24 protein-coding genes are annotated in these 25,306 nt (G+C 74.5%); 7 read left to right on the forward strand and 17 right to left on the reverse strand.

Going from position 1 to position 25,306, the window contains the following annotated elements; translation table 11 throughout:
• Nucleotides 1–152: 152 nt before the first annotated feature.
• The 4 genes from D4B81_RS08890 to D4B81_RS08905 are packed head-to-tail and all read right to left on the reverse strand — an operon-like array spanning nucleotide 153 to nucleotide 4,462.
• Entirely contained in the window at nucleotides 153–1,115 is a 963-nt protein-coding gene (locus D4B81_RS08890; protein WP_122262072.1) for an L-lactate dehydrogenase, read from the reverse strand.
• A 49-nt stretch (nucleotides 1,116–1,164) separates the two neighbouring features.
• A complete protein-coding gene (locus D4B81_RS08895) occupies nucleotides 1,165–2,304 on the reverse strand; it encodes an ABC transporter permease (RefSeq protein ID WP_122262073.1) in 1,140 nt (379 codons plus the stop codon).
• Nucleotides 2,301–3,476 carry an ABC transporter permease gene (locus tag D4B81_RS08900; protein ID WP_122262074.1) on the reverse strand — a complete coding sequence of 392 codons (1,176 nt, stop codon included), beginning with the start codon at nucleotides 3,474–3,476 and terminating at the stop codon, nucleotides 2,301–2,303. Before D4B81_RS08900 ends, D4B81_RS08895 begins: the two co-directional genes overlap by 4 nt.
• Before the next feature lie 2 nt (nucleotides 3,477–3,478).
• Nucleotides 3,479–4,462, reverse strand: coding sequence for an ABC transporter ATP-binding protein (locus tag D4B81_RS08905; RefSeq protein WP_122262075.1), 984 nt, complete (start codon nucleotides 4,460–4,462; stop codon nucleotides 3,479–3,481).
• Between the two features lie 157 nt (nucleotides 4,463–4,619).
• Between D4B81_RS08905 and D4B81_RS08910 the strand changes: the two genes are divergently transcribed.
• From D4B81_RS08910 to D4B81_RS08930, 5 genes are all read left to right on the forward strand, one after another.
• Nucleotides 4,620–5,348 carry a methyltransferase domain-containing protein gene (locus D4B81_RS08910; RefSeq protein WP_122262076.1) on the forward strand — a complete coding sequence of 243 codons (729 nt, stop codon included), beginning with the start codon at nucleotides 4,620–4,622 and terminating at the stop codon, nucleotides 5,346–5,348.
• A gap of 17 nt (nucleotides 5,349–5,365) precedes the next feature.
• The gene (locus D4B81_RS08915; protein WP_122262077.1) at nucleotides 5,366–6,985 is read left to right on the forward strand and encodes an FAD-dependent oxidoreductase; all 1,620 of its coding nucleotides are present in this window, start codon (nucleotides 5,366–5,368) and stop codon (nucleotides 6,983–6,985) included.
• The gene (locus D4B81_RS08920; RefSeq protein WP_122262078.1) at nucleotides 6,982–8,193 is read left to right on the forward strand and encodes a cytochrome P450; all 1,212 of its coding nucleotides are present in this window, start codon (nucleotides 6,982–6,984) and stop codon (nucleotides 8,191–8,193) included. Before D4B81_RS08915 ends, D4B81_RS08920 begins: the two co-directional genes overlap by 4 nt.
• A gap of 65 nt (nucleotides 8,194–8,258) precedes the next feature.
• Nucleotides 8,259–8,681 carry a hypothetical protein gene (locus D4B81_RS08925; protein ID WP_122262079.1) on the forward strand — a complete coding sequence of 141 codons (423 nt, stop codon included), beginning with the start codon at nucleotides 8,259–8,261 and terminating at the stop codon, nucleotides 8,679–8,681.
• 35 nt (nucleotides 8,682–8,716) lie between these two features.
• Complete coding sequence (locus D4B81_RS08930) at nucleotides 8,717–8,899, forward strand: PspC domain-containing protein (protein WP_122262080.1); 183 nt, start codon at nucleotides 8,717–8,719, stop codon at nucleotides 8,897–8,899.
• 228 nt (nucleotides 8,900–9,127) lie between these two features.
• Here D4B81_RS08930 and D4B81_RS08935 read toward each other — a convergent pair whose 3' ends face one another.
• The 8 genes from D4B81_RS08935 to D4B81_RS18480 all read right to left on the reverse strand — a co-directional run bounded on the left by D4B81_RS08935 (nucleotide 9,128) and on the right by D4B81_RS18480 (nucleotide 18,093).
• Nucleotides 9,128–10,036, reverse strand: coding sequence for a phytoene/squalene synthase family protein (locus D4B81_RS08935; protein WP_122262081.1), 909 nt, complete (start codon nucleotides 10,034–10,036; stop codon nucleotides 9,128–9,130).
• Nucleotides 10,033–11,511: a phytoene desaturase family protein gene (gene crtI / locus D4B81_RS08940; protein WP_122262082.1), complete on the reverse strand. Its 1,479-nt coding sequence runs from the start codon at nucleotides 11,509–11,511 to the stop codon at nucleotides 10,033–10,035. The genes D4B81_RS08935 and crtI overlap by 4 nt, the downstream gene beginning before the upstream one ends.
• Entirely contained in the window at nucleotides 11,508–13,172 is a 1,665-nt protein-coding gene (gene idi / locus D4B81_RS18790) for an isopentenyl-diphosphate Delta-isomerase (protein ID WP_122262083.1), read from the reverse strand. Before idi ends, crtI begins: the two co-directional genes overlap by 4 nt.
• A gap of 104 nt (nucleotides 13,173–13,276) precedes the next feature.
• On the reverse strand, nucleotides 13,277–14,533 hold the full coding sequence (locus D4B81_RS08950) for a glycosyltransferase (protein ID WP_122262084.1): 1,257 nt from the start codon (nucleotides 14,531–14,533) through the stop codon (nucleotides 13,277–13,279).
• On the reverse strand, nucleotides 14,530–15,768 hold the full coding sequence (locus D4B81_RS08955; RefSeq protein ID WP_122262085.1) for a glycosyltransferase: 1,239 nt from the start codon (nucleotides 15,766–15,768) through the stop codon (nucleotides 14,530–14,532). Before D4B81_RS08955 ends, D4B81_RS08950 begins: the two co-directional genes overlap by 4 nt.
• Entirely contained in the window at nucleotides 15,765–16,724 is a 960-nt protein-coding gene (locus tag D4B81_RS08960) for an exodeoxyribonuclease III (RefSeq protein WP_122262086.1), read from the reverse strand. Before D4B81_RS08960 ends, D4B81_RS08955 begins: the two co-directional genes overlap by 4 nt.
• A gap of 35 nt (nucleotides 16,725–16,759) precedes the next feature.
• Complete coding sequence (locus tag D4B81_RS08965; RefSeq protein ID WP_161965076.1) at nucleotides 16,760–17,704, reverse strand: aminoglycoside phosphotransferase family protein; 945 nt, start codon at nucleotides 17,702–17,704, stop codon at nucleotides 16,760–16,762.
• Between the two features lie 23 nt (nucleotides 17,705–17,727).
• Nucleotides 17,728–18,093 carry a hypothetical protein gene (locus tag D4B81_RS18480; RefSeq protein ID WP_122262088.1) on the reverse strand — a complete coding sequence of 122 codons (366 nt, stop codon included), beginning with the start codon at nucleotides 18,091–18,093 and terminating at the stop codon, nucleotides 17,728–17,730.
• Between D4B81_RS18480 and D4B81_RS18800 the strand changes: the two genes are divergently transcribed.
• Nucleotides 18,092–18,637 (forward strand): GNAT family N-acetyltransferase, encoded by a 546-nt coding sequence (locus D4B81_RS18800; RefSeq protein ID WP_237565910.1) that lies wholly within the window; start codon nucleotides 18,092–18,094, stop codon nucleotides 18,635–18,637. The genes D4B81_RS18480 and D4B81_RS18800 overlap by 2 nt on opposite strands.
• 75 nt (nucleotides 18,638–18,712) lie before the next feature.
• On the opposite strand, the gene D4B81_RS18485 is transcribed toward D4B81_RS18800, so the two are convergent.
• From D4B81_RS18485 to D4B81_RS09005, 5 genes are all read right to left on the reverse strand, one after another.
• Nucleotides 18,713–19,363, reverse strand: coding sequence for a cobalamin B12-binding domain-containing protein (locus D4B81_RS18485; RefSeq protein ID WP_202613630.1), 651 nt, complete (start codon nucleotides 19,361–19,363; stop codon nucleotides 18,713–18,715).
• Between the two features lie 12 nt (nucleotides 19,364–19,375).
• Nucleotides 19,376–20,992 (reverse strand): MFS transporter, encoded by a 1,617-nt coding sequence (locus D4B81_RS08990; RefSeq protein ID WP_122262090.1) that lies wholly within the window; start codon nucleotides 20,990–20,992, stop codon nucleotides 19,376–19,378.
• A 66-nt stretch (nucleotides 20,993–21,058) separates the two neighbouring features.
• Nucleotides 21,059–21,631, reverse strand: a complete 573-nt coding sequence (locus D4B81_RS08995; RefSeq protein WP_122262091.1) for a protein-L-isoaspartate O-methyltransferase family protein — start codon at nucleotides 21,629–21,631, stop codon at nucleotides 21,059–21,061.
• 8 nt (nucleotides 21,632–21,639) lie between these two features.
• Nucleotides 21,640–22,023 carry a DUF2237 family protein gene (locus tag D4B81_RS09000; protein ID WP_122262092.1) on the reverse strand — a complete coding sequence of 128 codons (384 nt, stop codon included), beginning with the start codon at nucleotides 22,021–22,023 and terminating at the stop codon, nucleotides 21,640–21,642.
• A gap of 38 nt (nucleotides 22,024–22,061) precedes the next feature.
• A complete protein-coding gene (locus D4B81_RS09005; protein WP_122262093.1) occupies nucleotides 22,062–23,915 on the reverse strand; it encodes a hypothetical protein in 1,854 nt (617 codons plus the stop codon).
• A 474-nt stretch (nucleotides 23,916–24,389) separates the two neighbouring features.
• Between D4B81_RS09005 and D4B81_RS09010 the strand changes: the two genes are divergently transcribed.
• On the forward strand, nucleotides 24,390–25,208 hold the full coding sequence (locus D4B81_RS09010) for a hypothetical protein (protein WP_122262094.1): 819 nt from the start codon (nucleotides 24,390–24,392) through the stop codon (nucleotides 25,206–25,208).
• Nucleotides 25,209–25,306: the final 98 nt, after the last annotated feature.

Genomic DNA, 25,306 nt, shown 5'->3' on the forward strand with positions numbered 1-25,306 from the left:
GCGCAAACCTCCACTGGCGGCGGGATGCATCCCCCCTGAGGAACGCTTCGGTCCTGTGAGTTTGTGGGGGGCGGGGGGTGAGGGGGGTGGCGGGGGCCGGGGGGTGGCCGGGGGGGTGGGCGGGGGGTGGCGGGGGGTGCGGGGCCTCGGCCTCAGACGCCGACCTGCTCCACGGTCGCCCGGATCGAGGCGGCGCTGAGCCGCAGCTGCTCCAGCTCGGCGTCCGACATCGGCACGGAGAGCCGCTCGAGCGCACCCCCCGCCCCCACCACGGTGGGCACCGACAGGCAGACCCCCTCGACGCCGTGCTCGCCCTCGAGGAGCGTCGACACGGGCAGGACGCGCCGCTCGTCCCGGAGGACGGACTCGACGATCTGGCAGCAGGCGAGGGCCACGGCGTAGTTGGTGGCCCCCTTGCCGGCGATGATCCGGTAGGCCGCGTGCACGACCTCGTCGGCGATGTCCGCGAGCGCCTGCTCGTCGAGGGCGCCGCCGTGCATGCGCGACCAGTCGCGGATCGGCACACCGCCGACGCTGGCCGAGCTCCACAGCGGGAACTCGGTGTCGCCGTGCTCGCCGACGATGTAGGCGTGGACGTTCTGCACCGCGACCCCGATGCGGCTGGCGATCGCGTGCCGCAGGCGGGAGGAGTCGAGCACCGTCCCGGAGCCGAAGAGCTGCTGGGGCGGCAGCCCGGTCAGCCGCAGCGCGGCCGTGGTCACGACGTCCACCGGGTTGGTGACCATGAGGTATGTCGCGTCCGGCGCCACCTCGAGGAGCCGGGGCATGATGCTGCGGGTCAGCGCCACGGTGCTCTCGGCGAGCTCCATCCGGCTCTGGCCGGGCTTCTGCTTGGCCCCGGCGGTGACGACGACGACGCGCGCGTCACGGCATACCTCGACGTCGTCGCTGCCCTCGATCGACCCCATGGGGGTGAAGGAGAGCCCGTGGCTGATGTCGAGCACCTCGGCCTCGAGCTTGGCGCTGTCGATGTCGTGCAGGACGACGCGGCGCGCGCTGCCGCGGACGAGGGCGGTGTAGGCGATGGTGGCGCCGACGGCACCGGCGCCGACGACGGCGACGTCCGGGCGGCCGGGGGCGGTTCGATCGGTCATGGGGACAGTGTGTCGGAGTCGGCCCGCCCCGTGGGACCGCCGGCCCCGCTCACATGGCCCTCCCCAGCGAGCGACGCAGCAGCCAGCCCCCGGCGAGGAGCACGGCGGCCGCCATCGCGGCGAGCACCCCGAGCTGCGGCAGCACGTCGAGGACGCCGCCGCCGCGCCGCTGGATCTCCGCGAGAGCCTCGTAGGCCCAGCCGTGCGGCGTCGCCATGGCGACCGTCCGCAGCCCCTCGGGGAAGAACTCCAGCGGGACCATGCAGCCGCCGAGCGCCGCGAGGATCAGCCCCCCGCCGACACCGATACCGCTGGCCAGCCCGTCCGAGTCGACGACCACGCCGATGACGAGGGCGACCCCGGCGGCGACCAGGCCGAAGAGCGCCAGCACGGTGAGGACGGCGCCCAGGTCACCCCAGCGCACGTCGAAGAGGAGGCTGCTGGCGACCATGATGTAGGCGCCCTGGAAGACCGCGATGACGAAGCGGCCCAGCGCCAGCCCGGCCACCGCCTGGGTGCTCGTGATGGGCGCCGCCATCGTCCGGCGGATCGCCCCCGACCGGCGCGCGTTGATCATCGCGCTCGCCGCGGTGAGGGTGTTGAGGAAGACGAAGAGCAGCAGCTGCCCGCCGGCCCCGATCTCGAACCGCCCCATCGCGGCGAACTCCTCCATCACCGGGTCGGTGCCGCCGACCTCGACGCCGGCCGCGGACCAGCCGTCCGGAGCCCCGTCCAGGGCGGCCGCCGCCTGCTCGGGCGAGAGCCCCGCACCGGTCAGGACGTCCTCCTGGGCGCGGGCGACCGTCACCCGGTCCGCGGCGCTGCGGACCAGCTGCCCCAGCCCCGCGGCCGTCTGCTCGTCGGCGACCACGAGGTCGAGCTGCAGCGGCTCGGCCGAGCGGACGACGATACCGACGTCGGCGGTGCCCACGCTCACCAGCTCCTCCACGGTGGCGGCCTCGGCGTGCCGGGAGGTGTCGAGGTCGATGGTGGCCAGCTCCGCCTCGAGCGCCGCCACCGTGCCGGCGTCGCCGCTGAGGGCGACCTGGGCGGTCCCGCCCCCGCCGCCGGACTGCAGGCCGAGGACGACGACGAGGACCATGGGCAGGACCAGCACGAAGAAGAGGTTGAGCCGGTCGGCGAGGAACCGCCGCAGCTCGAGCACGGCGAGGGCGACGACGGATCTCACAGCGCGTCCTTCCGGCCCGGCACCAGCCGGGCGAGCACGAGGATGACCAGCGTGAAGGCGAGCAGGGTGAGCAGGACCGGCGCGAGGTCGGGTATGCCGCCGCCGCCCGCCGTGATCCCCAGCCCGCGCACGAGGGCCGCGACCGGGTTGACCTGCAGCAGCGTCCCGACCAGGCCGTCGGTCGGCACCCGGAAGAAGGTGCCGCCGGTGACCCCGAGCGAGATCGCGATGACCGACATGAGCAGGCTGGCCTGCTCGGCCGTCCGGGCGTAGCGGACCACGAGCGCGATGACCGACGTGGCGGCGGCCACGGTGGCGACGACGAGCACGAGCACCGCCGGCCACCAGCCGAAGTCGACGCCGTCGAAGAGCAGCTGGCCGGAGGCGAGCAGGACACTCGTGGAGACCGTCCCCAGGATCAGCCCGACGACCGCCTTGGCGAACGGGATCTGCCAGGCCGGGATCGGCATCGTGCGCAGCCGCGGGAGGGTGCCCCACTCCCGCTCGGTGAGCAGGGCCAGCACGGCGAACCCGACGGTGAAGAAGAGGAACATCCCGGCCTGACCGGCGACGATGCCCCCGGCGAGACCGAGCTGCTCGCCGGCCACCGTGCGCTCGGCCCACTCGACCTGGGGGGCCGCGGCGGCGAGGTCGGCGGCCAGCGCCCCCAGGGCCGCCTCGTCCAGACCCGCCCCCGCGGCGCCGGCCACGGTCGCCGCGTCGGCGTCCAGCCGCTGGACGGTGGCGGTGACGATGCCGGAGACGACGTCCGCCGCGAGGCCGGTGTCCGCGCCCTGGGCCAGCTCCACGCGGGCGCCCTCGCCCGCCGCCACCGCCGCGCCGAAGCCCTCAGGCACGGTCACGCCCAGGTCCGCCTCCCCGGAGGCGACGAGGTCGGCCACCTCGCCCGGGCCGGCCTCGAGGACGGTGACCGGGATGCCCTGGTCGGCGAGCGCCCCCAGGGTGCCGACCACGGCGTCGGCGGCGGGGTCGCCGGTCGGGGCCGACACCACCACCGCGACCTCCCCCAGCTGGGGGTCGTCGAGGCCGGAGAAGGCGAGGTTGAAGACGTAGGACAGCGCGAACGGGATGAGCAGGCCGAAGAGGAGCACCGAGCGGTCGCTGACGTGCTGGCGCAGGTCGCGGGCGACGAGGACGAGGAGGGTGCGCATCGTCAGTCCCGCAGGGCCTTGCCGGTGAGGTGCAGGAAGACGGACTCCAGGTCGGGGCGCTGGATCACCACGTCGCTGAGGTTCATCCCGGCGTCGGAGACGGTGCGGACCACCCCGGCGACCGCGGTGGGGGCGTTCTGGACGACGAGGCGCAGGTGGTTCCCGTCCCGGGCCACCTTCTGGACCACGGGTATGCCGCGCAGGCTCACCTCCGCGGCGGCCACGTCCCCGCCGCCGCTGAGCACGATGGTGTCCACGCCGCCGGTGAGCTCGATCAGCTCGTCCTGGGTGCCCTCGGCCTGCACGCGGCCGTCGTCGACGATGGCGACCCGGTCGCAGAGCCGCTGCGCCTCCTCCATGTAGTGAGTCGTGTAGAGCACCGCCATGCCCTGCCCGGCGAGCGCCTCGACCGACTCGAGGATGGCGTTGCGCGACTGCGGGTCGACCCCCACCGTGGGCTCGTCGAGGACGAGGAGGTCGGGGTGGTGGAGCAGTCCGATGCCGATGTTGAGCCGGCGCTTCATCCCCCCCGAGAACTTCTTGCTCGGCTCCTTGGCCCGGTCGGACAGCCCGACCAGCTCCAGCACCTCCCCGACCCGCGTCCGCAGCTCGGCCCCGTGCAGCCCCTGCAGGCGGCCGAAGAAGGTGAGGTTCTGCCGTGCCGAGATCTCGGGGTAGACCGCCAGGTCCTGCGGCACCAGGCCGAGCCGGCGCTTGGCCGCCAGCGGTTCCTGCGCCATCGGCACCCCGGCCACGTGCACGCTGCCGCCGTCGGGCGACAGCAGGCCGCAGATCATCGAGATCGTCGTGGTCTTGCCCGCGCCGTTCGGCCCGAGCAGGCCGAAGGTCTGCCCCGGCTCGATGCGCAGGCTCACGTGGTCCACGGCCGTGACGGGTCCGAACCTCCGGACGAGGTCGACGGCCTCGAGCACGGGGGTCGAGGACAGCACCGGGGTCGACGCGGGCGCCGGGGTGGAAGTGGTCATGCAGCCAACGTACGGCGGCCCACCGACCCGCCGGTGTGACATCCGTGACGGATTCGCTGTGGCGTTCGCGACACCGTGACCCGGCGGTCCGGGCGTCGGTGCGCCCGGAGCGGAGACATAGGGTGGGAGCCCGACGCACGAGGCACCGAGGAGACCCATGCAGCTCGCTGAGCAGTTCGACCGCGCGGCCGGCCGCTACGACCTCCTGACCCGGCTCAACCCCGGCTACCACGGGGCGCTGCGCTCCGCCGCGGACGCCCTGGTCGCCCGGCTCGGCACGCCGAGCCGGCCGACCCTGTGGGACCTCGGCTGCGGCTCCGGGCTGTCCACCCGCGCCCTCCTCGACGCCCTCGCCGCCGCAGGGTTCGACCGGCCCCGGGTGGTCGGCCTCGACGCGTCGGCCGGCATGCTCGACCAGGCCCGGGCCAAGGGGTGGCCGCAGGGCGTCAGCTTCGTCGAGGCGGTGGCCCAGGACCTGCCCGAGGTGGCCGCGCGCGAGGTGGACGGGCCCGCCGACGGCGCGCTGGCGGCATACCTGATGAGGAACGTGCCGCAGGACCAGCGCGACGCGGTCGTGCGGGCGATCCGTGACCAGCTCCGCCCCGGCGGCTGGGTCGCGCTGCAGGACTACCACGTCAAGGGCGAGGCGGTGCCGACCGCGATCTGGACGGTCGTCTGCTGGGCGGTCGTGCTGCCGCTCGCCGCCGTGGTGCGCGGCAACCCGGCGATCTACCGCTACCTGTGGCGCAGCGTGCTCGACAACGACAGCACCGCAGACCTGCAGGCCCGGCTCGAGCGCGCCGGCCTCACCGACATCACCTGGAGCACCGCCCGCGGCTGGCAGCGCGGCATCCTGCACACCGTCCTCGCCCGCCGTCCCGCCTGAACCCGCAGGAGCCGCTGATGAGCCGTCCCCTCCCCCCCGGCCGCGACCGACGCGCCGTCCGGCACCCGGCGGCCCCCGGAGCGCCGCAGGTCACCGAGCCGCGCTCCGTGGTGGTCGTGGGCGGGGGCATCGCCGGTCTGGGGGCGGCCGTGGTGCTGGCCGAGCGCGGCGTGCGGGTGACGCTCCTGGAGGCGTGCGGGCAGCTGGGCGGGCGGGTGCGGGCGTGGCCGCTGGAGGACGGGCGGACGATGAGCCGCGGCTTCCACGCGTTCTTCCGCCAGTACTACACCCTGCGCGCCCTGCTCCGGCGCGTCGACCCCACCCTGCGGCACCTCGTGCCGGTCCCGGACTACCCCCTGCGCCGGGGCGACGGGCTCACCGACAGCTTCGCCGCGCTGCCGTCGACGCCGCCGGCCAACCTCGCGGCGTTCGTCGTGCGCAGCCCGACCTTCCCGCTCGCCGAGCTGCCCTCGGTGCACCTGCCCAGCGCGCTGGAGCTGGTCGGCACCTCCTACCCCGCCAGCCACGAGCGCTACGACGGCGAGTCCGCCCAGGACTTCCTCGACCGGCTCCGCTTCCCCGAGGGGGCGCGCCACCTGGCGCTGGAGGTCTTCGCGCGGTCGTTCTTCGCGCACCCGAGCGAGTTCGGGGCGGGCGAGCTGGTCGGGATGTTCCACACCTACTTCACCGGGTCCTCCGAGGGCCTCCTCTTCGACGTGCCCGACGACGACTACGACACCGCGCTCTGGGCGCCGCTGGGACGCTACCTGGAGGGGCTCGGCGGGGAGGTGCGTCTCGGCGTCCGCGCGGACTCCGTGCAGCCCGGGCCGGACGGGGTATGGCGTGTCCGCGCCGGTGACGAGGAGCTCACCGCGGACGCCGTCGTGCTGGCGGCCGACCCCCGCGCCACGCGCGCTCTCGTGGCAGAGCTGCGGGTCTCCCACGACGTGGATCGTGCTGCGGCGCAGCAGGACTGGCTGCGCCGCGCGGCCGCCGGCCGCAACGCGCCACCGTTCGCGGTGCTGCGGCTGTGGCTGGAGGGGACGGTCGACGCGGGGCGGGAGGCCTTCCTGGGCACCAGCGGCTACGACCTGCTCGACAACGTCACGGTGCTGGAGCGGTTCGAGGAGGGCGCGGCGCGCTGGAGCGCCGAGCACGGCGGGTCGGTCGTGGAGCTGCACGGGTATGCCGTCGACCCGGTCCGCGACCCCGACCTGTCGGGCGACGGCCCGCTCGGGCTGGACCTCGCCCGGCTGCGGGAGCGGCTGCTGGCCTCCCTGCACGAGGTCTACCCGGAGACCGCGGGGCTGGGGATCGCCTCCGAGGAGCTGCTCGTCGAGGACGACTGCGCGCTCGTCGGGACCGGCCCGTGGCGCGAGCGGCTCACCGTCGACACCCCCTACGACGGTCTCGTGCTGGCCGGGGACGGCCTGCGGGTCGACTACCCCATCGCCCTCATGGAGCGGGCGGCCGTCACCGGGGTGCTCGCGGCCAACGCGCTGCTCGCCGGCTGGGGGGTGCGCGGCGAGGACGTGTGGACCGTGCCCCTGGAGGGCCTGCTGGCCCGCCCGCCCCGCGCGGCGGCGCGGCTCGCGGGGAAGGTGCGCGACGCCATACCCGCCCTCGGCCGGCGATGAGCACCTCGCGGCGCGTCGCCCTCCGGCCCGACGAGCCCACCGACCCCCGGGTCGAGCGGGTGGCCGGGGACGAGGACGCGGGCGTGAGCACCGTGTGGCGGGTCCGCTCGCTCGGCGCGGCGCGCCAGCTGCTGCGCGCCCGCCACGCGACGACGCAGGCGGGGTTCACCGCCGAGGCGATCCCGCAGGGCTACCTCCGGCATCACCCGATCCTCGTCTCCGACGGGCCGCAGCACGACGAGCAGCGCCGCAAGGTGGCGCGGTTCTTCGCCCCCACCGTCGTGGCGGAGCGCTACACGACGCAGATGGAGGACTGCGCCGACCGGCTGCTCGGCGCGGCCGACGCGCGGGGCGGCTGCCGGCTCGACGAGCTGGCGCTGCTCTACACGGTGGAGGTGACGGCGGAGGTGGTGGGGCTGACCGAGTCGTCGGTGCCGAGGATGGCGCGCCGGCTGGAGTCGTTCTTCCGGCAGCCGCCGTTCGACATCACCCGGCGCGACCTGGGCCGGAAGCCCCGGGAGTGGGCCCGGGCCGCGGTCAACGGGCTGGTGCCGGTGGCGCGGTTCTGGTGGGCGGACGTGCGACCCGCGGTGCGCAGCCGGCGGCGCCGGCCCCGGCAGGACGTCGTCAGCCACCTCCTCGCCGAGGGCTACAGCGGCACCGGGATCCTCGTCGAGTGCGTCACGTACGGCACCGCCGGGATGGTGACGACGCGCGAGTTCGTCGTGATGGCGGCGTGGCACCTGCTGCGGGACGAGGCGCTGCTCGAGCGCTACCTCGTGGCGGAGGAGGTCGAGCGGCTGGCGATCCTGCACGAGGTCATCCGGCTCGAGCCGGTCGTCGGGCACCTCTACCGCCGCGCCCAGGTCGCCGTGCCCGTGTCCGACGGCGGGCACGAGTGGACCGTGGAGCCGGGCGACCTCGTCGACATCTGCGTGCGCTCGGCCAACGCCGACCCCGAGGCGGTCGGGGCGGACCCGCTCGACCTGTGCCCCGGCCGCGCGCTCCCCCCGGGGGTCAACGCGGCAGGGCTGGCCTTCGGCGACGGCGAGCACCGCTGCCCCGGGCAGCCGCTCGCGCTGCTGGAGTCGGACGTCCTGCTGCGCCGTCTCCTCGCGCGCCGCCCGCAGATCGTGCGCGAGCCCGACCTGGGCTGGGACCACCTCATCGAGGGTTACTGGCTGCGGGGCCTCCACCTCACCTGGTAGTCCGGCACACTCGGGACGTCCGGCGCACGTCCGACACACTCGGGCATGTCCGGCACACTCGGGGTATGCCGTGGAACCCGCCGCCCACCGACGTCCCGCCCCACGACGCCCGCCTCGACCCCTTCCGCGACCGGGCCGGGGTGCTGCTCACCAGCGACGCCGTCGAGGTCGGCCGGGTGTTCGTGGCGGCCGAGACGTGGTGGACCCGGAAGGCCGGGCACCTGTGGTGGAGCCGGTGGTCGGCGCCGACCGAGATCGTGCACGGCCACCTCGTCCTGGCCGACGGCGCCGGTCCCGCCACCGCCACCGACTGGCTGTCCAGGGGGGATGAGCTGACGGAGGACCTGCGCGAGTGGGCGTCCGGCTCCTTCACCTACGCCGGCACGGCATACCGCGTGGTGTGGCTGGACGAGGATGAGTCCGCACGCGTGCGGGAGGACATTCTCGAGGGCACGCCGGACGGCCCCGACCGGGACAGGGCAGGATGAGAGGGACGGGAACAGCACCGACGAAGGGAGCCGTCATGTCCAACGTCCTGGTCCGACCGCGCAGGGGCAAGATCATCGCGGGGGTCTGCGCCGCCCTGGCCGAGCGCTTCGGGCTGCCGGCGTTCCTGGTCCGCGTCGGCTTCGTGATCTTCGGGGTGACGGGCATCGGGGAGATCGTCTACCTCATCCTGTGGGTGATGATCCCCAAGGAACGCTGAGGCGCCCAGGGTCACGCGCCACGTCAGCCAGTCAGGTCACCAGCCGCGTCAGCCAGCCAGGTCACCAGCGACATCAGCTTGACGTCCGCGTCCGCGGCGGTTGGTGGCCCCCAGAGGGGCCATGAGTCGCCGCAGTACGGAGTCGCCGCAGTACGGAGCCGGCTCCAGGCGGGAGGCTTCAGGCGGGGAGGAGGACGTGGCCGTCAGGCGGGGAGGAGGACGTGGCCATCAGGCCGGCAGGCGGCGGAGGGGACCGCGGGTGAGGACGTCGGCGAGGATCGCCACCTTGGTGCCCCGGCCGACACGTCGCCGCTGGGAGAACACGTCGTAGTCGGCGTCCTCGATGCGGCGCAGGATGAGGGCGTACATGCGCAGGGCGGTCGCCACGCAGCGGGCGCTGGGCGGGGGCAGCATGGCCACCCCGCGGGACGCCTCGCGGTAGAGCTCCCGGTTGCGCTCGATCTGCTCGGCCATCATCGCCCGCCACTGCGGCGTCACCCGGCGCTCCCACGGGTCGGCGCCGTGCCGGGCGAGGTCGTCCTGGGGGAGGTAGACGCGGCCGCGGTCGAGATCCTCCCCGACGTCGCGCAGGAAGTTGGTCAGCTGGAAGGCCAGCCCGAGGGACCGCGCCGGGCCCCTCGCCTCGGGCGTCAGCGGCTCGAGGACCGGCAGCATCATCTCGCCGATGACCGCGGCCGAGCCCTCCATGTAGCCGTCGCGCAGCTCCTCCCAGGACGCCCAGGTCTCCCGGTCCAGGTCGAGCTCCATCGCCCGGAAGAACCGGTCGAAGCACTCCCGGTCCGTCCCCCGCCGGCGCAGGCTGTCGGCCACCGCGGCCATCACCGGCTCGTCGCTGCCGCCCTGGTCGAGGGCGGTCGTGAACAGCTCCTCGAACAGCCGCAGCCGCACCCGCGGGTCGGGGTGGTCGGGCACCGAGAGGTCGACCTTGTCGGGCTCGTCCACGATGTCGTCGGCCAGGCGGCACAGGGCGTAGACGGCGTAGACGTCGACCCGCTGCGCGGGCGGCAGGAGGCGGGCGCCCCAGTAGTAGGTGGTGCCGTGGCGGCGGGTGAGCTCGGCGCACCGCTGGTAGCCCTGCTCGAGCAGCTGGTCGCGCGCGCCGTCCACAAGGGTCATCCCACCATCTCCCGCACGCGCAGCGCGGCAAGACGCCCCGAGGGCAGCACCATCGGCACCCCGACGCCCGGGACGGTGCCCGACCCGGCGAACACCAGACCGGGGACCCGCCGGTCCACGTTGGGCGCCCGGAACGGACCGGTCTGGGGGAAGGTGTGTGCCAGAGCGAAGGGCGTGCCCGCCGCCATCCCCTGCCGCTGCCAGTCCAGCGGGGTCACCAGCTGCTCGGTGACGACGTCGGTCGGGTAGCCCGACTCCTCGAGGAAGCCCAGCAGCCGCTCGCGCATCGGCTCCCGCTCGCGCTCCCAGTCGATCCGGCCGACCTCGAGGTTGGGCACCGGCTCCAGCACGTAGAGCGTGCTGCAGCCCTCCGGCGCCGCCTCCTCGTCGTCGAGGGAGTGCACCGTCACCAGTCGCGACGGGTCGCCCATGAGGGTGCCGCGCTTGAGGAGGTCCTGGAAGGCCCCGGACCACTCGTGCCCGAAGTGGATGTTGTGGTGCGCCTTGCCCTCGGGCACCCCCCGGACGCCGACGTGCCAGACCACGGCCGACGGGGAGTAGTTGCCGCCGAGCAGCCCGCCGACCGCACGGGGCGGACGCACGTCCGGCAGCAGGTACTTGTACGCCGTCGGCAGGTCGAGGGTGCACACCACCGCGTCGGCGGCGATCCGCTCGCCGTCGTCGGTGACCACCCCGCGCACCCGGCCCGAGGGGTCGCGCAGCAGCTCGGCGACCGACGTGCCGTAGCGCAGCTGCGCCCCGGCGTCCTCGGCCGCGCCGGCCAGCGCCTCCGGCACCGCCCGCATCCCGCCCTTGGGGAAGAACACGCCCTCGATGGAGTCCATGTAGGTGATCACGGCGTAGATCGACAGCGCGTCGTCCGGCGCCAGACCGGCATACATCGCCTGGAAGGAGAAGAGCCGGTGCAGGCGCTCGTCCTGGAAACGGCGCCGGATCATCGGGCCGAGCCGCCCGAACCCGCCCAGCGCGAACAGCTGCGCGGCGGCGCGCGGCCGGGCGAGCAGGTCGGTGGGCCGGTCGAAGTTGCGGTCGATGAAGTTGGGCATCTCCGCGATGTAGAGCTTGCGCAGCCAGGCCACGAACTCGTCGAAGGCGGCGGCGTCGACGCTGCCGCACTCCCGGTGGATCTCGGCGCGCATCGCCTCGTGCCCGTGCCGCACCTCCAGCTGCGAGCCGTCGGCGAAGAACCCGCGGTAGGCGGGATCCAGCAGCTGCAGGTCGAGGCGCTCGGCCAGGCTCGACCCGGCCGCGCGCAGCGGCCGGTCGATGAGGTCCGGCATCGTCAGCACGGTCGGGCCGGTGTCGAAGATGAACCCGTCCTGGTGCAGCTGGCCGGCGCGGCCGCCGGGGACGCTCTCGCGCTCCACGACGGTCACCCGGTGCCCGTCGCCGACGAGGTGGCACGCGGCGGCGAGGCCGGCCAGCCCCGCGCCGAGGACGACGACGTGGCTCATGCGTCGCGCCAGGCGATGGTGCGCGCGGTCGCGCGCAGCCCCTCGACGCCGTCCGCGGTCAGCGGTGCGTCGAGCAGCACGGCGTCGGCGGCCTCGAGCTCGGCGGCGATCCGCCGCTCCAGCTCGAGGCGCACCCCGGCCTCGTCGAGGGCCCGCTGCAGGAGGGGTATGTCGTCCGCGCGCGCCTCGGGCGTGCCGACGCGCTGCATCGCGGCCTGGGCCTCCCCCGTGAGCCGCGCGGTGCCGAGGACCCAGATGAGCGTGGTCTTGCCCTCGCGGAGGTCGTCGCCTGAGGGCTTGCCGGTGAGCGTGTGGTCACCCCACACGCCCAGGACGTCGTCCCGCCAGGCGAAGGCCCGGCCGAGGTGGCGGCCGTAGCGGGCCAGGGCGTCACGCTGCTCGAGGGTGGCGTTGGCGGCGAGCGCGCCGAGCTGGAGGGGGCGCTCGATCGTGTAGGCCCCCGACTTCAGGGCGGCGACGGCCTCGGCGTGCTCGAGGTCGGTGCGTCCGGCGGCGGCACCGGTGAGGTCGGCACGCTGGCCGATGATGAGCTCGAGGTTGAGCTCGTACCAGAAGTCGCGCATCTCCGAGGGCAGGGTGTGGACCATCCGGTCGGCCTCACAGTGGGCCAGGTCGCCGAGCAGGATCGCGATGTTCTCGCCGAACCGGGCCGAGAGGCCGTGCGCGTCGGCGGCCAGGTGGCGCCGGGTCGCGACGACGTGCGCGGAGGGCCGGCCGCGACGCTCGTCCGACTGGTCCATGACGTCGTCGTGGATCAGCGCGAAGAGGTGCAGGGTCTCCAGGGCCGCGGCGGCCCGGACCACCATGTCGTGGCCGCGGGTGCCGACCCGGCCGCCCGAGGCGATGAAGCCCCAGTGGCACATCTGCGGGCGGATCCGCTTCCCGCCGCCGACCAGCAGGCTGTGCAGCCAGGTCGGCAGGTCGCCGGGGTCGTCGCCGAGCACGTCCGGCGGCCCGGCCGGGGCGAGGGTGTTCCACACGTGGTCGATCCAGGCGTTCTCGTGGCGCAGGACCTCGTCCACGCGGAGCAGCGTGTGCTCGACCCCGGTGCGGGAGGGGGGCGCTGCGGGGGCGGAGGACGGCGCGGACGTGAGGGGCAGGCGTGAGCGCTCGGCCTCCAGCAGCGGGACCTGCATCGCCGACCAGGGGCTGTAGACGTCGGGGGTGGCGCGCACGGCGGACACGAGGTCGGGCCAGGCGACCCAGGTGTGCTGGCTGACCTCGTCGGGGTCGCGGCGCACCTCGCCGTCGATCCGGGCGACGAACACGGGGCAGATCTCGTTCTCCACGACGCCGCTGGCGTCGACGGCCCGGTAGCGGAAGTCGGGCAGGACCAGCTGCAGGTCGTCCACGGCCAGGCCCAGCTCCTCGGAGACCCGCCGGCGCACGGCGTCCTCCAGCGGCTCGTCGGGGCGGGGGTGCCCGCAGCAGGCGTTGGTCCACACGCCCGGCCAGGTGAGCTTGGACAGCGCCCGCCGGGTGATGAGGACGCGGCCCCGCTCGTCGAAGACGTAGAGGGAGAACGCCTGGTGCAGGGGGGTGTCGGGACCGTGCACCTCGAGGCGCGGGGCGCTCCCCCGAGGCGTGCCGTCATCGTCGAGGAGGATCACCCGATCCGTCTCGGTCTGTGTCACGCTCATCCCGCCGCCCTCACTCGCACTGCCGCGCTGTCCAAAGTTTGTCCACAGTCTGTGCAGACCTTGTGGACAGTGTAGCCGTCTGCCTGTCCCGCGTATTCCCCTCATCATGCCCGCAGCCCCAACATCAGCTCCGCTCCCTCGCGCGGCGGGTCGTGCCTCGCCAGGGCGGCGGCGAGCCGCCGGGCCCCCTCCCGGTAGGCCGGGTCGCCCAGCACGGCGTCCAGCGCGCGGCGCAGCGCACGACCGTCCCGGCCCGGCGCCGGGACGTGCAGCCCGGCCCCGGCCCACTCGACCCGCCTGCCGATGTCGGCCTTCTCCTCGGTCCGGCCCACCTGGACGACCGGCACCCCGTGGGCGAGCGCGAGGAGGACCCCGGTCCAGCCGCCGTTGGTCACGAAGGCCCCGGCGTGGGGGAGGACGCGGCCGTACGGCACGAAGCTCTCGACGGCGACGGAGCCACCGCCGGCACCGAGGTCCGGTGCCGACGCGGTGAGCGACGCCGGGTCCGCCGCCCCCGTCGTGAGCACCCCGGCGCGCCCGCTCTCCAGGAGCAGGTGCAGCGCCGGTCGCAGGACCTCGGCGGAGTCGTCCCGGAGGGTGCCCTGGGTGACGAGCACCACCTGCCCCGGGTGCTGCTCCACGACGCGCTCCCACCAGGACGGTGCGGCCCAGCCGGGGGGCTCGGGCGGGCGCAGCGCGCCGACGAAGCGGACGTGCTCCGGCAGCCGCTCCCGGGGGTACTCGAGCTCGGGAACCCCGCAGTGCAGGTGCAGGTGGGGGGAGAGGCAGGCCTCGAGCACCGGCACGTCCCGGGCTGGCAGGCCGAGCGAGGCGCGCAGCTCGGCATACCTGCGCTGCGGGGCAGCCATGACCACGTGCCTGCTCGCCGCCTGCACGACGACGTTGCGCCATACCCAGGGGGCGGGCGTCCGGTAGGGGAGACCGGCCCCGAACGGCGGCGTGCGCCGGTCGGGGAAGTGCAGGGGGCCGTCGCCGAAGCTCACCCACGGCAGGCCGACCTGCTCGGCGGCGAGGGCGGCGGCATACCCGAGGGAGTCGGTGAGCACGAGGTCGGGGGTGAGCCGCTCCAGCACCTTGCGCACGGCGCCCACCCGGGTGCGCGCGTCGTCGACGAGCCAGCTGTAGCGGCGCCCCACCTCGGCCACCCGCCCGCCGCCGCCCGGCCCGAAGTCCGGGGCGGGGCCGGTGTCCCAGGCCCCCACCCCCTCCGGCACGACGTCGAGCAGGGGGGTGGCGACGGCCTGGTGCACCTCGACGCTGCGGGCGGCGAGCCCGGCGAGGAACGGCGTGGCGTTGACGGTGTGGGCGTAGATCGGGCTGCCGGCGGCGACGACCCTCACTGCGCCATCGCGTCCACGAGCCGCGCCGCGGTCCCGAGCCCGTCCTCCCCGGAGAGCCGGGAGGCCGCCGACCGGACCTGAGGGGCGCCCTGCCCCAGCTCCAGCGCCGTGCGCACCCGCGCCACCAGCCGCGCGCGGGTCGCGAGGGGACGGGGCAGCGGCGGGGGACCCAGACCGGCCCGGTGCACCGCCCGCGCGTAGTGCGGCTGGTCGCCCAGGTGGGGCACCACCACCTGCGGGAGCCCGGCGGCGGTGACGGCGTGGGTGGTGCCGGAGCCGCCGTGGTGCACGACGGCGGCGAGCCTCGGCAGCAGGGCGCGGTGGTCGACCTCACCGACGACCAGACCCCCCGGGAAGGCACGGGTCGAGGCGCCCCGGACCTGCACCACCGCGGGGCTGCCGACCGAGCGCGCGACGTCGCCCAGCCGCTCGAGCGTGCGCCGGGTCGAGGAGCCCGGCATGCTGCCGAACGCCATGAGGACCGCGCCCGGGTGTCGGTCCAGCCAGCGGTCGACCTCCCGGGGGAGGGTGCGGACCGGGGAGGGGTCCGGCCACCAGCCGGTGCTGACCGCGTGGGGCGCCGGCCGGGGGTCGAGGACCGCGCTGGTGGCGAGCAGCGGCGGCCCGGCGGGGGGCGCCGTCACGGGGAGGGCGGCCCGGCGGGGTCCGTGGAGCAGGGACGCCAGCGGGGTGGACAGCGCGGTCGTCATCCGCCACAGCAGCGCCTGCCGGGCGGACTCGAGGGGGTGCGGCAGCCGGTCCCAGGCGCTGGTGGACCAGGTCGCGGTGCCGCCCGGGTGGGGGAGGAGGGGGGCCAGCAGCACGAGGCGCGCCGGCACCCCGGCGGCGGTGACGACCGGGACCAGGCCGGCCGCGGCCAGCCCGACCAGCACGACGTCGGCGCGGCGCAGGAGCGGGGCGAGGTGGCCGGCGACCGTGGGCGCGACCACCTCCAGGGCGCGGCGCATCTGCAGCCACATCAGGCCGGGGTTGAGGTGCGCGGCGGCCCGGAGGAACGCCGACCCTGACCACATCGCCTGTGCGGCAACGGGTCCCACCACGGCAGGACGCAGGCCGGCGGCGCGGACCCGGGCGGCGCCGTCCTCGAGGACGGCGACGGTCACGGCATACCCCTCGGCGCGCAGGCGCCAGCCCAGGCGCACGAACGGCTCCACGTCGCCCCGGGTCCCGAGCGCGACGAGCAGCACCGACCGCCCCCCGTGCCCACCGTTCATGCGCTCACGGTCCCCCGCGCGGCGGGGCGAGTCAAGGCGGGGAGGTCGTAGTCGACGACGACCGGGGCGTGGTCGGAGAGGCGGACGCCCCGGTGGTCCCGGTCGACGACGGCGGTCAGGGCGGTCCTCGCGAGGCGGGGTGTGGCGAGGTGGTAGTCGATCCGCCAGCCGGCGTCGCGGTCGTGGGCCCCCGGCAGCCAGCTCCACCAGGAGTACGGCCCCTGCCGGTCGGGGTGCAGAGCCCGGACCACGTCGACGAGCGTGCGCGGGGAGAGCTGCGCCGCGATCCACGCCTGCTCCTCCGGCAGGAAGCCCTCCGACCTCTGGGCCCGGCGCCCGGCGGCCACGTCGAGGGTGGTGTGCGCGACGTTGAGGTCACCCGTGAGGAGGAACTCGCGGCCCCGTGCCGCCGCCGCGCGGCGGGTGCGGGCGAGCTGGCGGGCGAACGCGGCCATGAACCGCATCTTGCGGTCGTGGCGCGCCCCGCCGTCGGGCTCCTCGCGCATCCGGCCGGGAACCTGCAGGTGCGCGGGCAACCCGCCCTTGGGCAGGTAGAGGCTGGCGACCGTGACGGGCGCCTCGGCCAGGTCGACCTCGACGTAGCGGCCCTCGGCGGCGTGCCGGGCCAGGCCGCGGGCGAGGGGCACGTCGTCGGGGGCGGGCACGGTGTGCAGGTGCGTCTCGTCCGGGGCGCGGACGAGCACGTCGGCGTCCCACGTGCGGACCGCGACGGGACGCTCGCGGGTGAGGACGGCGACGCCGTTGCGGCCCGGGACCTGCCCCGGCTCGTAGACGACGTGGTAGTCGCCGAAAGCACCCTCGGGCAGCGCCGTGAGCGGCGCCCGCACCTCCTGGAGCGTCACCACGTCGCAGCCCCGGGTCGCGAGCCAGTCGCCGAGACCTCGGCGGTGGCCGGCCCGGACGCCGTTGACGTTGAGGGTGGCGATGCGCAGCACCGCTCGAGGGTATGTCGCGCGCGGCACCCCTCCCGTCACGCTCCCGCGGCCTCCACCTGCGCGCAGGCCCCCAGGATGAGGTCGACGGAGCGGCGGGTGAGGGGGTCGTCCACCCCCTCGGCGACCCAGGCGGCGTCGATCTCCCGCTCGGCGGGGTCGGTGCCGTTGAGCCAGCGCAGAGCCCCGATCTCGATGATGTGGCCGAGGGTGGCGATCAGCATGGAGCAGTCCGCCGGGGAGGTGACGCGGGCCGGGCCGCCAGCGGCGACGTACGCGGCATACAGGGAGCGGGTGCGGCCCGCGTCGTGGACCCCGAAGTCGAACATCACCATGGGCAGCTCGCCGACAGGGTCCGCCGGGCCGGAGTTCTCCCAGTCGAGGACGACGACGTCCTGGTCGGCCGACGCGGAGGCACGGACGTTGTCGGCCCAGAGGTCGCAGTGGCAGCGTCGGACCGGGCCCGGGGGCCCGAGCAGCTGCTCGAGCGCGACGAGCTCCGGGACGTGCGCGGCGAGGCGGGGGGCGAACGGGGCGTCGGCCGCGAGCGCCCGCTCGGTGAGCTCGCGCCACCGGTCGACGCCGACGGGTTCGGTGTGCCAGGGGTGGGGCGGGCGGTCGTCGGGGACGTCGGCGGCGTGGATGGCCGCCACCGCGCGCCCGACCGCCCCGGGGTCCAGGGTGCGGTCGGCCGGGCGGACGTCCACCCACTCGTAGACGCGGACGACGGTGCCGTCGGCCAGCTCCCGCAGGACGTCGCCGTCGGGGGTGCGGACCACGCCGGGCAGGTGCACGCCGGCCGCGCGAACGGTGTCCTGGTATGCCGCGTCCGCCGCGACCGCGGCCGGGTCCGGGCGCGCGAAGGGGACCTTGACGGCATACCGGCCCCGGGTGGTGGTCAGCCGCCAGACCCGACCCTGGTGTCCCTGCTCGGGCGTGACGGCCGCGGTGGCGTGGCGGCCCAGGTCGTAGGCCGCGGCCACCTCGCGGGCGAAGGAGGAGGACGTCAGGCCGGACCCTCCAGGACGTCGCGGTCCGCGGGGATCGCGTCGGGGTCGTCGCCGCCCAGCATGTCGGTCTCGCCGGCCTCGGCCCGGGCGTCCGCGCCGCTCTCCGGGGCGCCGTAGGCGGTGCCCTGCTCCGGCTCCTCCTGCAGGATGCGCTGGTCGATGGTCTCCTCGGCGAGGTCGTCACCCTCCAGCAGCGTCGCACCCATGGGGCGCTGCTCCGGCGGGCTCCAGGGGACGTCGTCGACCGAGTCGGGCATCTCGAGGTCGACCTCGGCGCGCGCCCGCTGGTCGGGGTCGAGGTCGAGGTCGTTGATGTCCTCGCTGTAGGTCTCCGGCTCGGTGGGGTCGGGATGCTGGGTCATGCCCCCCACCCTGACCTCCCGGGACGGTGGGAGCAACCGCTGGGGGGTGGTGGGCGGGGTGGGGGCGGGCGGGGTTGGGTGGCGGGCGGGGTGGGGTGGCGGGCGGGGTGGGGTGGCGGGCGGGGTGGGGGCGGGCGGGGTGCAGGCGGGCGGCGAAGGTGGTGGGCAGCTCCGCGGTACGGCCGGGGTGCCTCGCGGTGCCGCGGCTGGCAGGGTGGAGGTCATGGAGACGTCAGTGAGTAGGCAGACCGACCCGGACCGGTTCGAGATCACGGCGGACGGCGAGGTCGCCGGCTTCGCGCGGTTCGTCGACGAGGAGGGGCACCGGATCTTCTTCCACACCGAGATCTCCGAGCAGCACGCCGGGAAAGGGCTGGCCGGGACGGTGGTGAGGCACGCTCTCGAGGCGACCCGCAAGGAGGGGCTGCGGGTCGTGGCGGTGTGCCCGTTCGTGAAGAAGTACATCAACACGCACGAGGAGTGGTCCGACGTCGTCGACAAGGCGACGCCGGCGATGCTCGCGGCGATCCCGCGCCGAGCCTGACCGGGGACGATTGAGACTCCGAGCGAGAGCGACCCGGGGCTAGGGGGCCGGGACGAGCTAGGGGGCCGGGACGAGCTAGGGGGCCGGGACGAGCTCGGGGCTGGCGAAGACCTCCGCGGCGAGGCAGCGGGTGAGCTGGTCGGCGGCCTCGACCATGTCCGGAGGGAGCACGATCCCGGGGAGGTCGGCGCCCACCTCCTGCGCCGCACGGCCGCCCAGTGCCACGACGGTGTCGTGCGACATGAGATCGAGCGGCACGGAGCAGGCGCTCAGCTTGTCGGGGTCGTCGGCGGAGACGACCACCAGCTCGGGTCGGTAGACCCGCACGCCGCGGAGAAGGTCGTGCAGCGGCGTGCTCGCCCCGAAGAAGCGCACGTGCCAGCCCCGCTCCTGGAGCAGCAGCGCGAACGCCGCGAGCGGCAGGTCGTGCAGCTCACGGGGCGGACAGGCCAGCCAGGCCTGGGGGCCGGCTGCCTGGGAGCGGATCCGGAACGCCTCCAGGTAGCCGCGGACCAGCTGCGTCGCGAGGTGCTCCTGCGCCACGGACACCTCGCCGCGCTCCCACGCCAGGCCGATCTCGCGCATCACGGGCATCACGAGGTCCTGGACGAGACCGGACAGCCCGATCGTGTGCCGGCCCTCGTCGAGCAGCTCGACGGCGCGGATCTCGTCCAGCGACACCAGGGCGGAGAGCAGGCCCGGAGGCGCGGGGGGAGCAACGGGCACCAGAGGATCGTCTCACCCGTGCCTGGGTGTTTCCGCTCCTCGCCGCTGCCCGTCGGTCCCGGCACCGGTCTCCACGTCGGCCGGGGTGTCGACCTCGTCCTCCGGCTCGACGTCCAGGAAGGACAGGACCGCAGTGGCCGCGGCCCCGGAGGCGGACGTGACCACCTGACCCGGTGCCGACGGTGACGGCTCGGCGGTGTCCCCGGGCTCCGCGTCGGATCCTCGACCTCCTGCCGACCCCTCCTCGTCCTCGGGTGGTGGCGCGGCCCGCACGTAGGTGCGGGCCAGGTCACGGTAGGCCGGGCTGGCCAGCGCCAGCAGTGCCACGAGCGCCATGATCAACCCCGCCACCAGGAAGACCAGGGCGATGCCGCGTGAGGAACCGGTCCCGGTGCCGAGCAGCGGCTCCAGGGCACGCTGCCCCTCCGGCGACGAGGCGAACGGGATGATCCACCGGTCGGCGAGGGGTGCGATGAGGAAGGCGGTCAGGGGGGCGGCCGCCGTCTCGACGGCCATCGCGAACCCGAAGACCCGGCCCTGTCGCTCGAGCGGGACGACCCGCTGGATCACGGTCTGCTCGGCCGCCTCCACGGCAGGGATGAGGCACATGTAGAGGAAGATCCCGACGGCGTAGAGCCACCACAGCTCGCGCACGGTGAACAACGCCCCCAGGACACCCATGGCCGCGCAGCACAGGAGGAGGGTGCGCACCGGCTGCCGCCCGAGACCCACCTTGGCGATGACCGCGCCGCCGATGATGAAGCCGAGGGAGGTCACCCCCAGCACCGCCCCCCACACCTCGACCGGGAACAGCTCCAGGCCGTACGGGTCCATCAGCGCCATGTAGACGCCGCCGATGAAGTTGTTGAAGGTCGAGAAGAGGATCAGCGCGAGCAGACCGGTCGACGCGCGGATGACCAGCAGGGAGCCGCGCAGGTCGATCCCGGAGCTGCCGCCCGGAGCCGCCGCGGAGCCTCCGCCGGCCGCGGCCGTGTCGGCAGCCATCTGGGCGGCTGGCACCGGCTCCTCCGGCATCCGCACCGTGAGGAGATGGAGCAGGCCGAGGGCCACCACCCCGGTCGCCAGGCCGAGGGTCCAGCCCATGCCGAGCAGGCCGATCGAGAGGCCGGAGAGGAAGCTCGTGGCCATGAAGGTGATGCCCTGGGCGGTGCCGACGAGGCCGTTGGCCCGGGCGCGGTGCGCATCCGGAACCAGGATGGTCACTGTCGTGGACAGCGCGATGTTGCGCATGTGCTCGACGACCGACCCGGCGAGGATCAGCAGAGCCAGCAGCCAGAACCAGGGCTCCCCGAGGTCGGTGAGCGACTCCTCCGGGATGGCCAGGTAGAACAGGCAGGCCATCGAGAAGAGGGTCAGGGTGACGACGGTCGAGAACCGCATCACGACGATCTTGCGGTGGTGGTCGACGACGGAGCCGAACAGGATGCTGCTCACCGACACGAGGAGCATGTAGGCGCCGCCGATGATGCCGGTCGCCAGCACCGATCGCGTCTCGAGGTAGGCCCAGAAGGTCAGGCCGAACCAGAGGTAGCTCGTCGTCAGCCCCGCCACCGCGGTGTTGACCAGCAGGTGCAGGAAGGTGCGGCCCAGGACGGGCGAGGTGGTCATGCTCCAGTGTGACTGGCGCGACCGACAGAACTCATCGGCTTTTCGTCAGGAGCAGGGGACGAGGAGTCAGCGCAGGGGGACGAACCGGTAGTAGCCCGGCGCCTGCGAGGTGCGGACACCGGACGGCGTGCGGTCGACGACGAGCAGGCGCCCCTGGACGGGGGCGACCAGGCGTCCGCCGACGCGCAGCTGCGCGACCAGCGCCTCCGGCAGCTCCTGGGCCATCGCCGAGACGAGGATCCGGTCGAAGGGGGCCCGGTCCGGATCGCCGAGGACCCCCGCGGCCGGGACCTCCACGGTCGCCCAGGTGAGGTCGTGACCGCTCATCCGCTCGGCCGCTACCTCGGCGAGGTCGGGGACGATCTCCAGCCCCAGGACCGACCCACCGCTGCCGACGAGCCGCGCCAGGATGGCGGTGGTCCACCCCGAGCCCGCACCGACGTCCAGGACACGGTCGCCCGGTCGTGGGTCGAGCAGCTGGAGCATGGCGGCAACCGTGCTCGGCTGGGAGTTCGTAGCCCCGTGGCCGATCGGGAACGGCGCGTCCTCGGCGGCACGGTGCCGCACGTCGGGCGGCAGGTAGTCGGCCCGCGGGGTCGCGTTCATCGCGACCGAGACCCGGCGACCTGCGCGGTTCATGGTGCAGCTCAGACCAGGCCGGAGAGGTCGTCGGGGACGTCCACGGCATACAGCTGGAGGATCTCGAGCGGCACCAGGGCGAGGACCGCCTCGGAGGTGCTGGCGAGCACCACGGGGGCGGCGCGTCCCGCGCGCTCGGACTGCAGCCACCTGACGGCCACCACGCACCAGCGGTCACCGGGGCGCAGGCCGGGGAAGCGCCACTCCGGGACCGGCGTGACGAGGTCGTTGCCGAGCTCGACCTGGTGCTCCAGGAAGTCCTCCGTCATCACGGCGCAGATCCCGTGGACCCCGATGTCGTCCGGGGTCACCTCGCAGCGACCGGAGCGGGTGAACCCGGTGACCGGGTCGGCGCTGCACTCCTCCAGCTCGCCTCCGAGCACGTTGCGCATGGTCTGATCGTCGCACCACGCAGCCTCGTCGGCGAGTCTCAGTCATGACCGAGGAGGTCGTCGAGGGTGGGGTGGTCAGGATGTGGCCCCGGCCGGCGCGAGCCGTCCGGCCCGACGTGGGTGACGGTGACGTAGCCGTCCCCAGCCCGACCCAGGCGGGTGCGAGGGTCCTGCGCCGAGGCCGCGTAGGTGAGCCTGTTGGCGCGGTCCCGTCGGTCGTCGAGGTCCTCGGCATCGCGGACGTGGAGGTACTGGCGGTAGTCGTGGACGCGGGTCGTGACGATCTGGTCCAGCACCGTCGTCACCGTGAGGTCGCGACGCGCGCCCAGGCTCAGGTGCCAGTAGCCCTGCGTCTTGAACCGGTGCGGCTGGCGCGCGAGGAGGGCCAGGTTGACCTCGCTGGTCGGGCCGCCGGCCCACCCGTACGGGGTGACGTGGTCGAGCTCGCCGGCGTGCCCGCCCAGCCGCGACCCCGGCGTCCGGCTGTAGACGTCCGCAGCGAGCACCTGGCGACGCATCTCGGCGTCGGGGCGGTAGGCCGCGATCGACCTCTCCACCAGACGGCCGTCCGCCGGGTCGACGAGCAACCGGTGCATCGTCGTGCCCGGTAGCAGAGCAAGCTCACGGGCGTGACCGGGGCTCAGGAAGAAGGGGGAGGGGCCGAGCGCCTCACCCACCAGACCTCTGCCTGGAGGGCCGGGGTCGGGATACGGGTCGAGGTCGAGGGCAGAGTCCTCCCCCGGTTCACGAGTGCTGCGTCGGTCCGGGCCGCTCTCTGGGCGCGGCCGCACCACGGTGGCCGGCTGGTCTTCGATGTCCAGCCGTTGCGCGCAGCCGGAGCAGATGGGAAATCCGAGCCTCAGGGTGTCCACGGGGACGACCACCTGGAGCTGCACCGCGGGCTGCGCGTTGATGACCCGCGCCAGGTGCTCGAGATCTTCCGGAGCCAGGACGTCGTCGACGATCCCTGGGCAGCTCTCGGGCGAGCACCTTCCTGCTGCGCACGTCCCCGCCGGGCACACCGTCGGCGATCCCGCCGGGCCGGTGGAGCCCGTGGTCGCAGGGCTGGAGGGGGCAGGGCTCGGGGGCTCGGGGCTCGTGGAGTCGGGGCTCTGGGCGTCGGGGGCGGGGGAGGGCAGCGCGAACGTGCCGTAGAGCAGCAGCGCCTCCGTCACGTCCGCGCGCAGCTGCTGCAGCGTGCGTGAGTCACCGGCGCGGCGCAGCACCCGCGCGCACCGGTCCACGCGCTGCCCCGCTGCGACCACGGTTGCCGCCGGACCGGTCACCGACAGCGTCGCCGTGCCGTCCTCGTGGAGTCGCACGCTGGCGCGCCGCCTCGCGTAGGCGCGTCGTCGCGCCTCACGCTCACCCGCCACGTCCTGACCACGGCAGGCCTCCACCTCCCGGCCCAGCGCAGCGTCGAAGCACGACTGCGGCCAGGGGCCCACCCGCAGCTCACCATCAGGGTCCAGCCGTTCCTCCGCCGCCGTCGCCGCGTCCTTCCCGAACAGGGCCCACGCCACCAGCAGCCGGGCCTCGGGACCCAGGGAGGCCGTCCGGTCCCAGAACGAGCGCACCATCCACCACGAGACCTCGCCGCGGCGCAGGGCGTCCATCACCAGCCCGAGCAGCTCTGAGCCTGAGGACACCACCGCCACCACGTGCCGGGCCTCCGTCACCGAGAAGCCGAGCGCGACCTCGACCTCGGCCACCGCCAGGCGCCGCACCTCGGCGTCCACCACACGTGCCTGCGACCGCCGCAGCTCAGCCCCGATCAGCCCCTTGCGCTCGAGCACGGCGACCTCCACCGCGGCGATCAGGTCGGCCACCGCCTCCAGCAGACGGGCGTCGTCCTGAGCGCGCTGCACGCCGACCTGACGAAGCGCCGCCACCGACGGCGCGGGGTCATCCCCCCGGACAGCCCCAGCATCGTGCGAGGTTGACGGAACACCTGGTGCCGGTCCTCGTGCCGGTCCTGGTGCGGGTCCTGGTGCGAGGTGCGGCGGCAGGTCCGGCTGCAGGAGCATCGAACCTGCACCGGTCCCTGCCTGCGGCCGGACCCGCTCAGCAGTCGCCAAAGCGAGGACAGCCGCCCGACGTCGCTCGTCCTCGACACGTCGGAGCGTCTCCTCAAGGTCACGCTCCCCGGGGGAGCGGACCAGAGGTGCGTCGGCCGAGGACCACTCGAAGAGCGCCATCTCCACCCCTCCCCTCATCCACCCTCGTCGCGGCCCGGCCCGCTGTCTGCGCCCCAGGCTAGCACACCTGTTCGAAGATTTCGAGGTGCCGTTGCGCCCTGGGGACAACGTGCGGGCCACCCATGGGTCCGTCGCCCCGACCCACGTCGTCAGGGCAGGATGGTGCCCATGAGCTACGACATCCTCCTCTACCCCCGCACGCCCGGACAGGACTGGGACGAGATCGTCGCGGCCGACGGGGAGGACACCGACGACTCGACCCTGGCGGACGCCGGCGCCCTCGAGCGGGGTGTGGCGACCTTCCGCCGGATCGAGACCCGGTTGCGCCAGGCCCTCCCGGACGACCTGGAGACGTGGGTCGCGGAGGAGACGGGCGGTGACGTCTACGGGGAGCTCTCCGTCGGCGACACCGGACTCCAGGTGGAGCTCTTCGCCGAGTCGGCGGCCGTCAGCTTCCCCTACACGGACCAGGACGACCTCGACGCGTTCCACGAGCAGGTGCGTCAGACCGTCCGGATCGTCGCCGAGGAGACGGGTTACGAGGCGTACGACCCCCAGACCGGTTCCTCCTTCGACGGCACCTTCGCCGACGAGGTGGGTCGCGCCGCGACCCGTCGCCTCTCCGCAGCGGACACGGAGCAGCCCTCGCCCCTCGAGGACACCTCGACCTCGCCCGACCCCTCGACCCCGACGGACCCCTCGACGCCCCACCCTTCCGACGGCTCTGCAGCGACCCCCACGGTGACGACCCCCGCCGACCCGCGTCAGGACCCGGCCTTCCTCCGCAAGCGAGGTGTGCTCTACCTCGTCCTCGGCGTCCTGCTCACGGTCTTCGGGCTCTGGCGCCTCGTGACCGGAGACTCCGGGTGGCTCACCATCCTGGTCGTGGTCATCGGCGTCATGGACCTGCTGGGTGGGGTGTTCATGCTCTCCCTGTCCAGGAGGGCCCCGCGGGCCGGCTCCGCGTCCGCCACCACCGCTGACTGAGGGACCGACGGTCCTCACCCCGCGCGGCCGGCGACGTGAGGACACCCTGTCGGTCCACGGTGCCATGCTGGGGACGTCCGCCTGAGCCGGGCGGACAC

The sequence above is a fragment of the Ornithinimicrobium cerasi genome (genome assembly GCF_003702705.1).
Classification (GTDB): domain Bacteria; phylum Actinomycetota; class Actinomycetes; order Actinomycetales; family Dermatophilaceae; genus Ornithinicoccus; species Ornithinicoccus cerasi.

What these genes read in the sequence shown, in the direction of transcription:
- D4B81_RS08935 (WP_122262081.1), bottom strand. Translation starts at nt 10,036, where the DNA reads ATGACCCTTGTGGACGGCGCGCGCGACCAGCTGCTCGAGCAGGGCTAC.
- D4B81_RS08990 (WP_122262090.1), bottom strand. Translation starts at nt 20,992, where the DNA reads ATGACCACCTCGCCCGTCCTGGGCCGCACCTTCCTGCACCTGCTGGTC.
- D4B81_RS08910 (WP_122262076.1), top strand. Translation starts at nt 4,620, where the DNA reads ATGCAGCTCGCTGAGCAGTTCGACCGCGCGGCCGGCCGCTACGACCTC.
- crtI (WP_122262082.1), bottom strand. Translation starts at nt 11,511, where the DNA reads ATGAGCCACGTCGTCGTCCTCGGCGCGGGGCTGGCCGGCCTCGCCGCC.
- D4B81_RS08890 (WP_122262072.1), bottom strand. Translation starts at nt 1,115, where the DNA reads ATGACCGATCGAACCGCCCCCGGCCGCCCGGACGTCGCCGTCGTCGGC.
- D4B81_RS08955 (WP_122262085.1), bottom strand. Translation starts at nt 15,768, where the DNA reads ATGAACGGTGGGCACGGGGGGCGGTCGGTGCTGCTCGTCGCGCTCGGG.
- D4B81_RS09010 (WP_122262094.1), top strand. Translation starts at nt 24,390, where the DNA reads ATGAGCTACGACATCCTCCTCTACCCCCGCACGCCCGGACAGGACTGG.
- D4B81_RS08930 (WP_122262080.1), top strand. Translation starts at nt 8,717, where the DNA reads ATGTCCAACGTCCTGGTCCGACCGCGCAGGGGCAAGATCATCGCGGGG.
- D4B81_RS09000 (WP_122262092.1), bottom strand. Translation starts at nt 22,023, where the DNA reads ATGCGCAACGTGCTCGGAGGCGAGCTGGAGGAGTGCAGCGCCGACCCG.
- D4B81_RS18800 (WP_237565910.1), top strand. Translation starts at nt 18,092, where the DNA reads ATGCCCCCCACCCTGACCTCCCGGGACGGTGGGAGCAACCGCTGGGGG.
- D4B81_RS08925 (WP_122262079.1), top strand. Translation starts at nt 8,259, where the DNA reads ATGCCGTGGAACCCGCCGCCCACCGACGTCCCGCCCCACGACGCCCGC.
- D4B81_RS08905 (WP_122262075.1), bottom strand. Translation starts at nt 4,462, where the DNA reads ATGACCACTTCCACCCCGGCGCCCGCGTCGACCCCGGTGCTGTCCTCG.
- idi (WP_122262083.1), bottom strand. Translation starts at nt 13,172, where the DNA reads ATGAGCGTGACACAGACCGAGACGGATCGGGTGATCCTCCTCGACGAT.
- D4B81_RS08995 (WP_122262091.1), bottom strand. Translation starts at nt 21,631, where the DNA reads ATGAACCGCGCAGGTCGCCGGGTCTCGGTCGCGATGAACGCGACCCCG.
- D4B81_RS08920 (WP_122262078.1), top strand. Translation starts at nt 6,982, where the DNA reads ATGAGCACCTCGCGGCGCGTCGCCCTCCGGCCCGACGAGCCCACCGAC.
- D4B81_RS18480 (WP_122262088.1), bottom strand. Translation starts at nt 18,093, where the DNA reads ATGACCCAGCATCCCGACCCCACCGAGCCGGAGACCTACAGCGAGGAC.
- D4B81_RS08900 (WP_122262074.1), bottom strand. Translation starts at nt 3,476, where the DNA reads ATGCGCACCCTCCTCGTCCTCGTCGCCCGCGACCTGCGCCAGCACGTC.
- D4B81_RS08915 (WP_122262077.1), top strand. Translation starts at nt 5,366, where the DNA reads ATGAGCCGTCCCCTCCCCCCCGGCCGCGACCGACGCGCCGTCCGGCAC.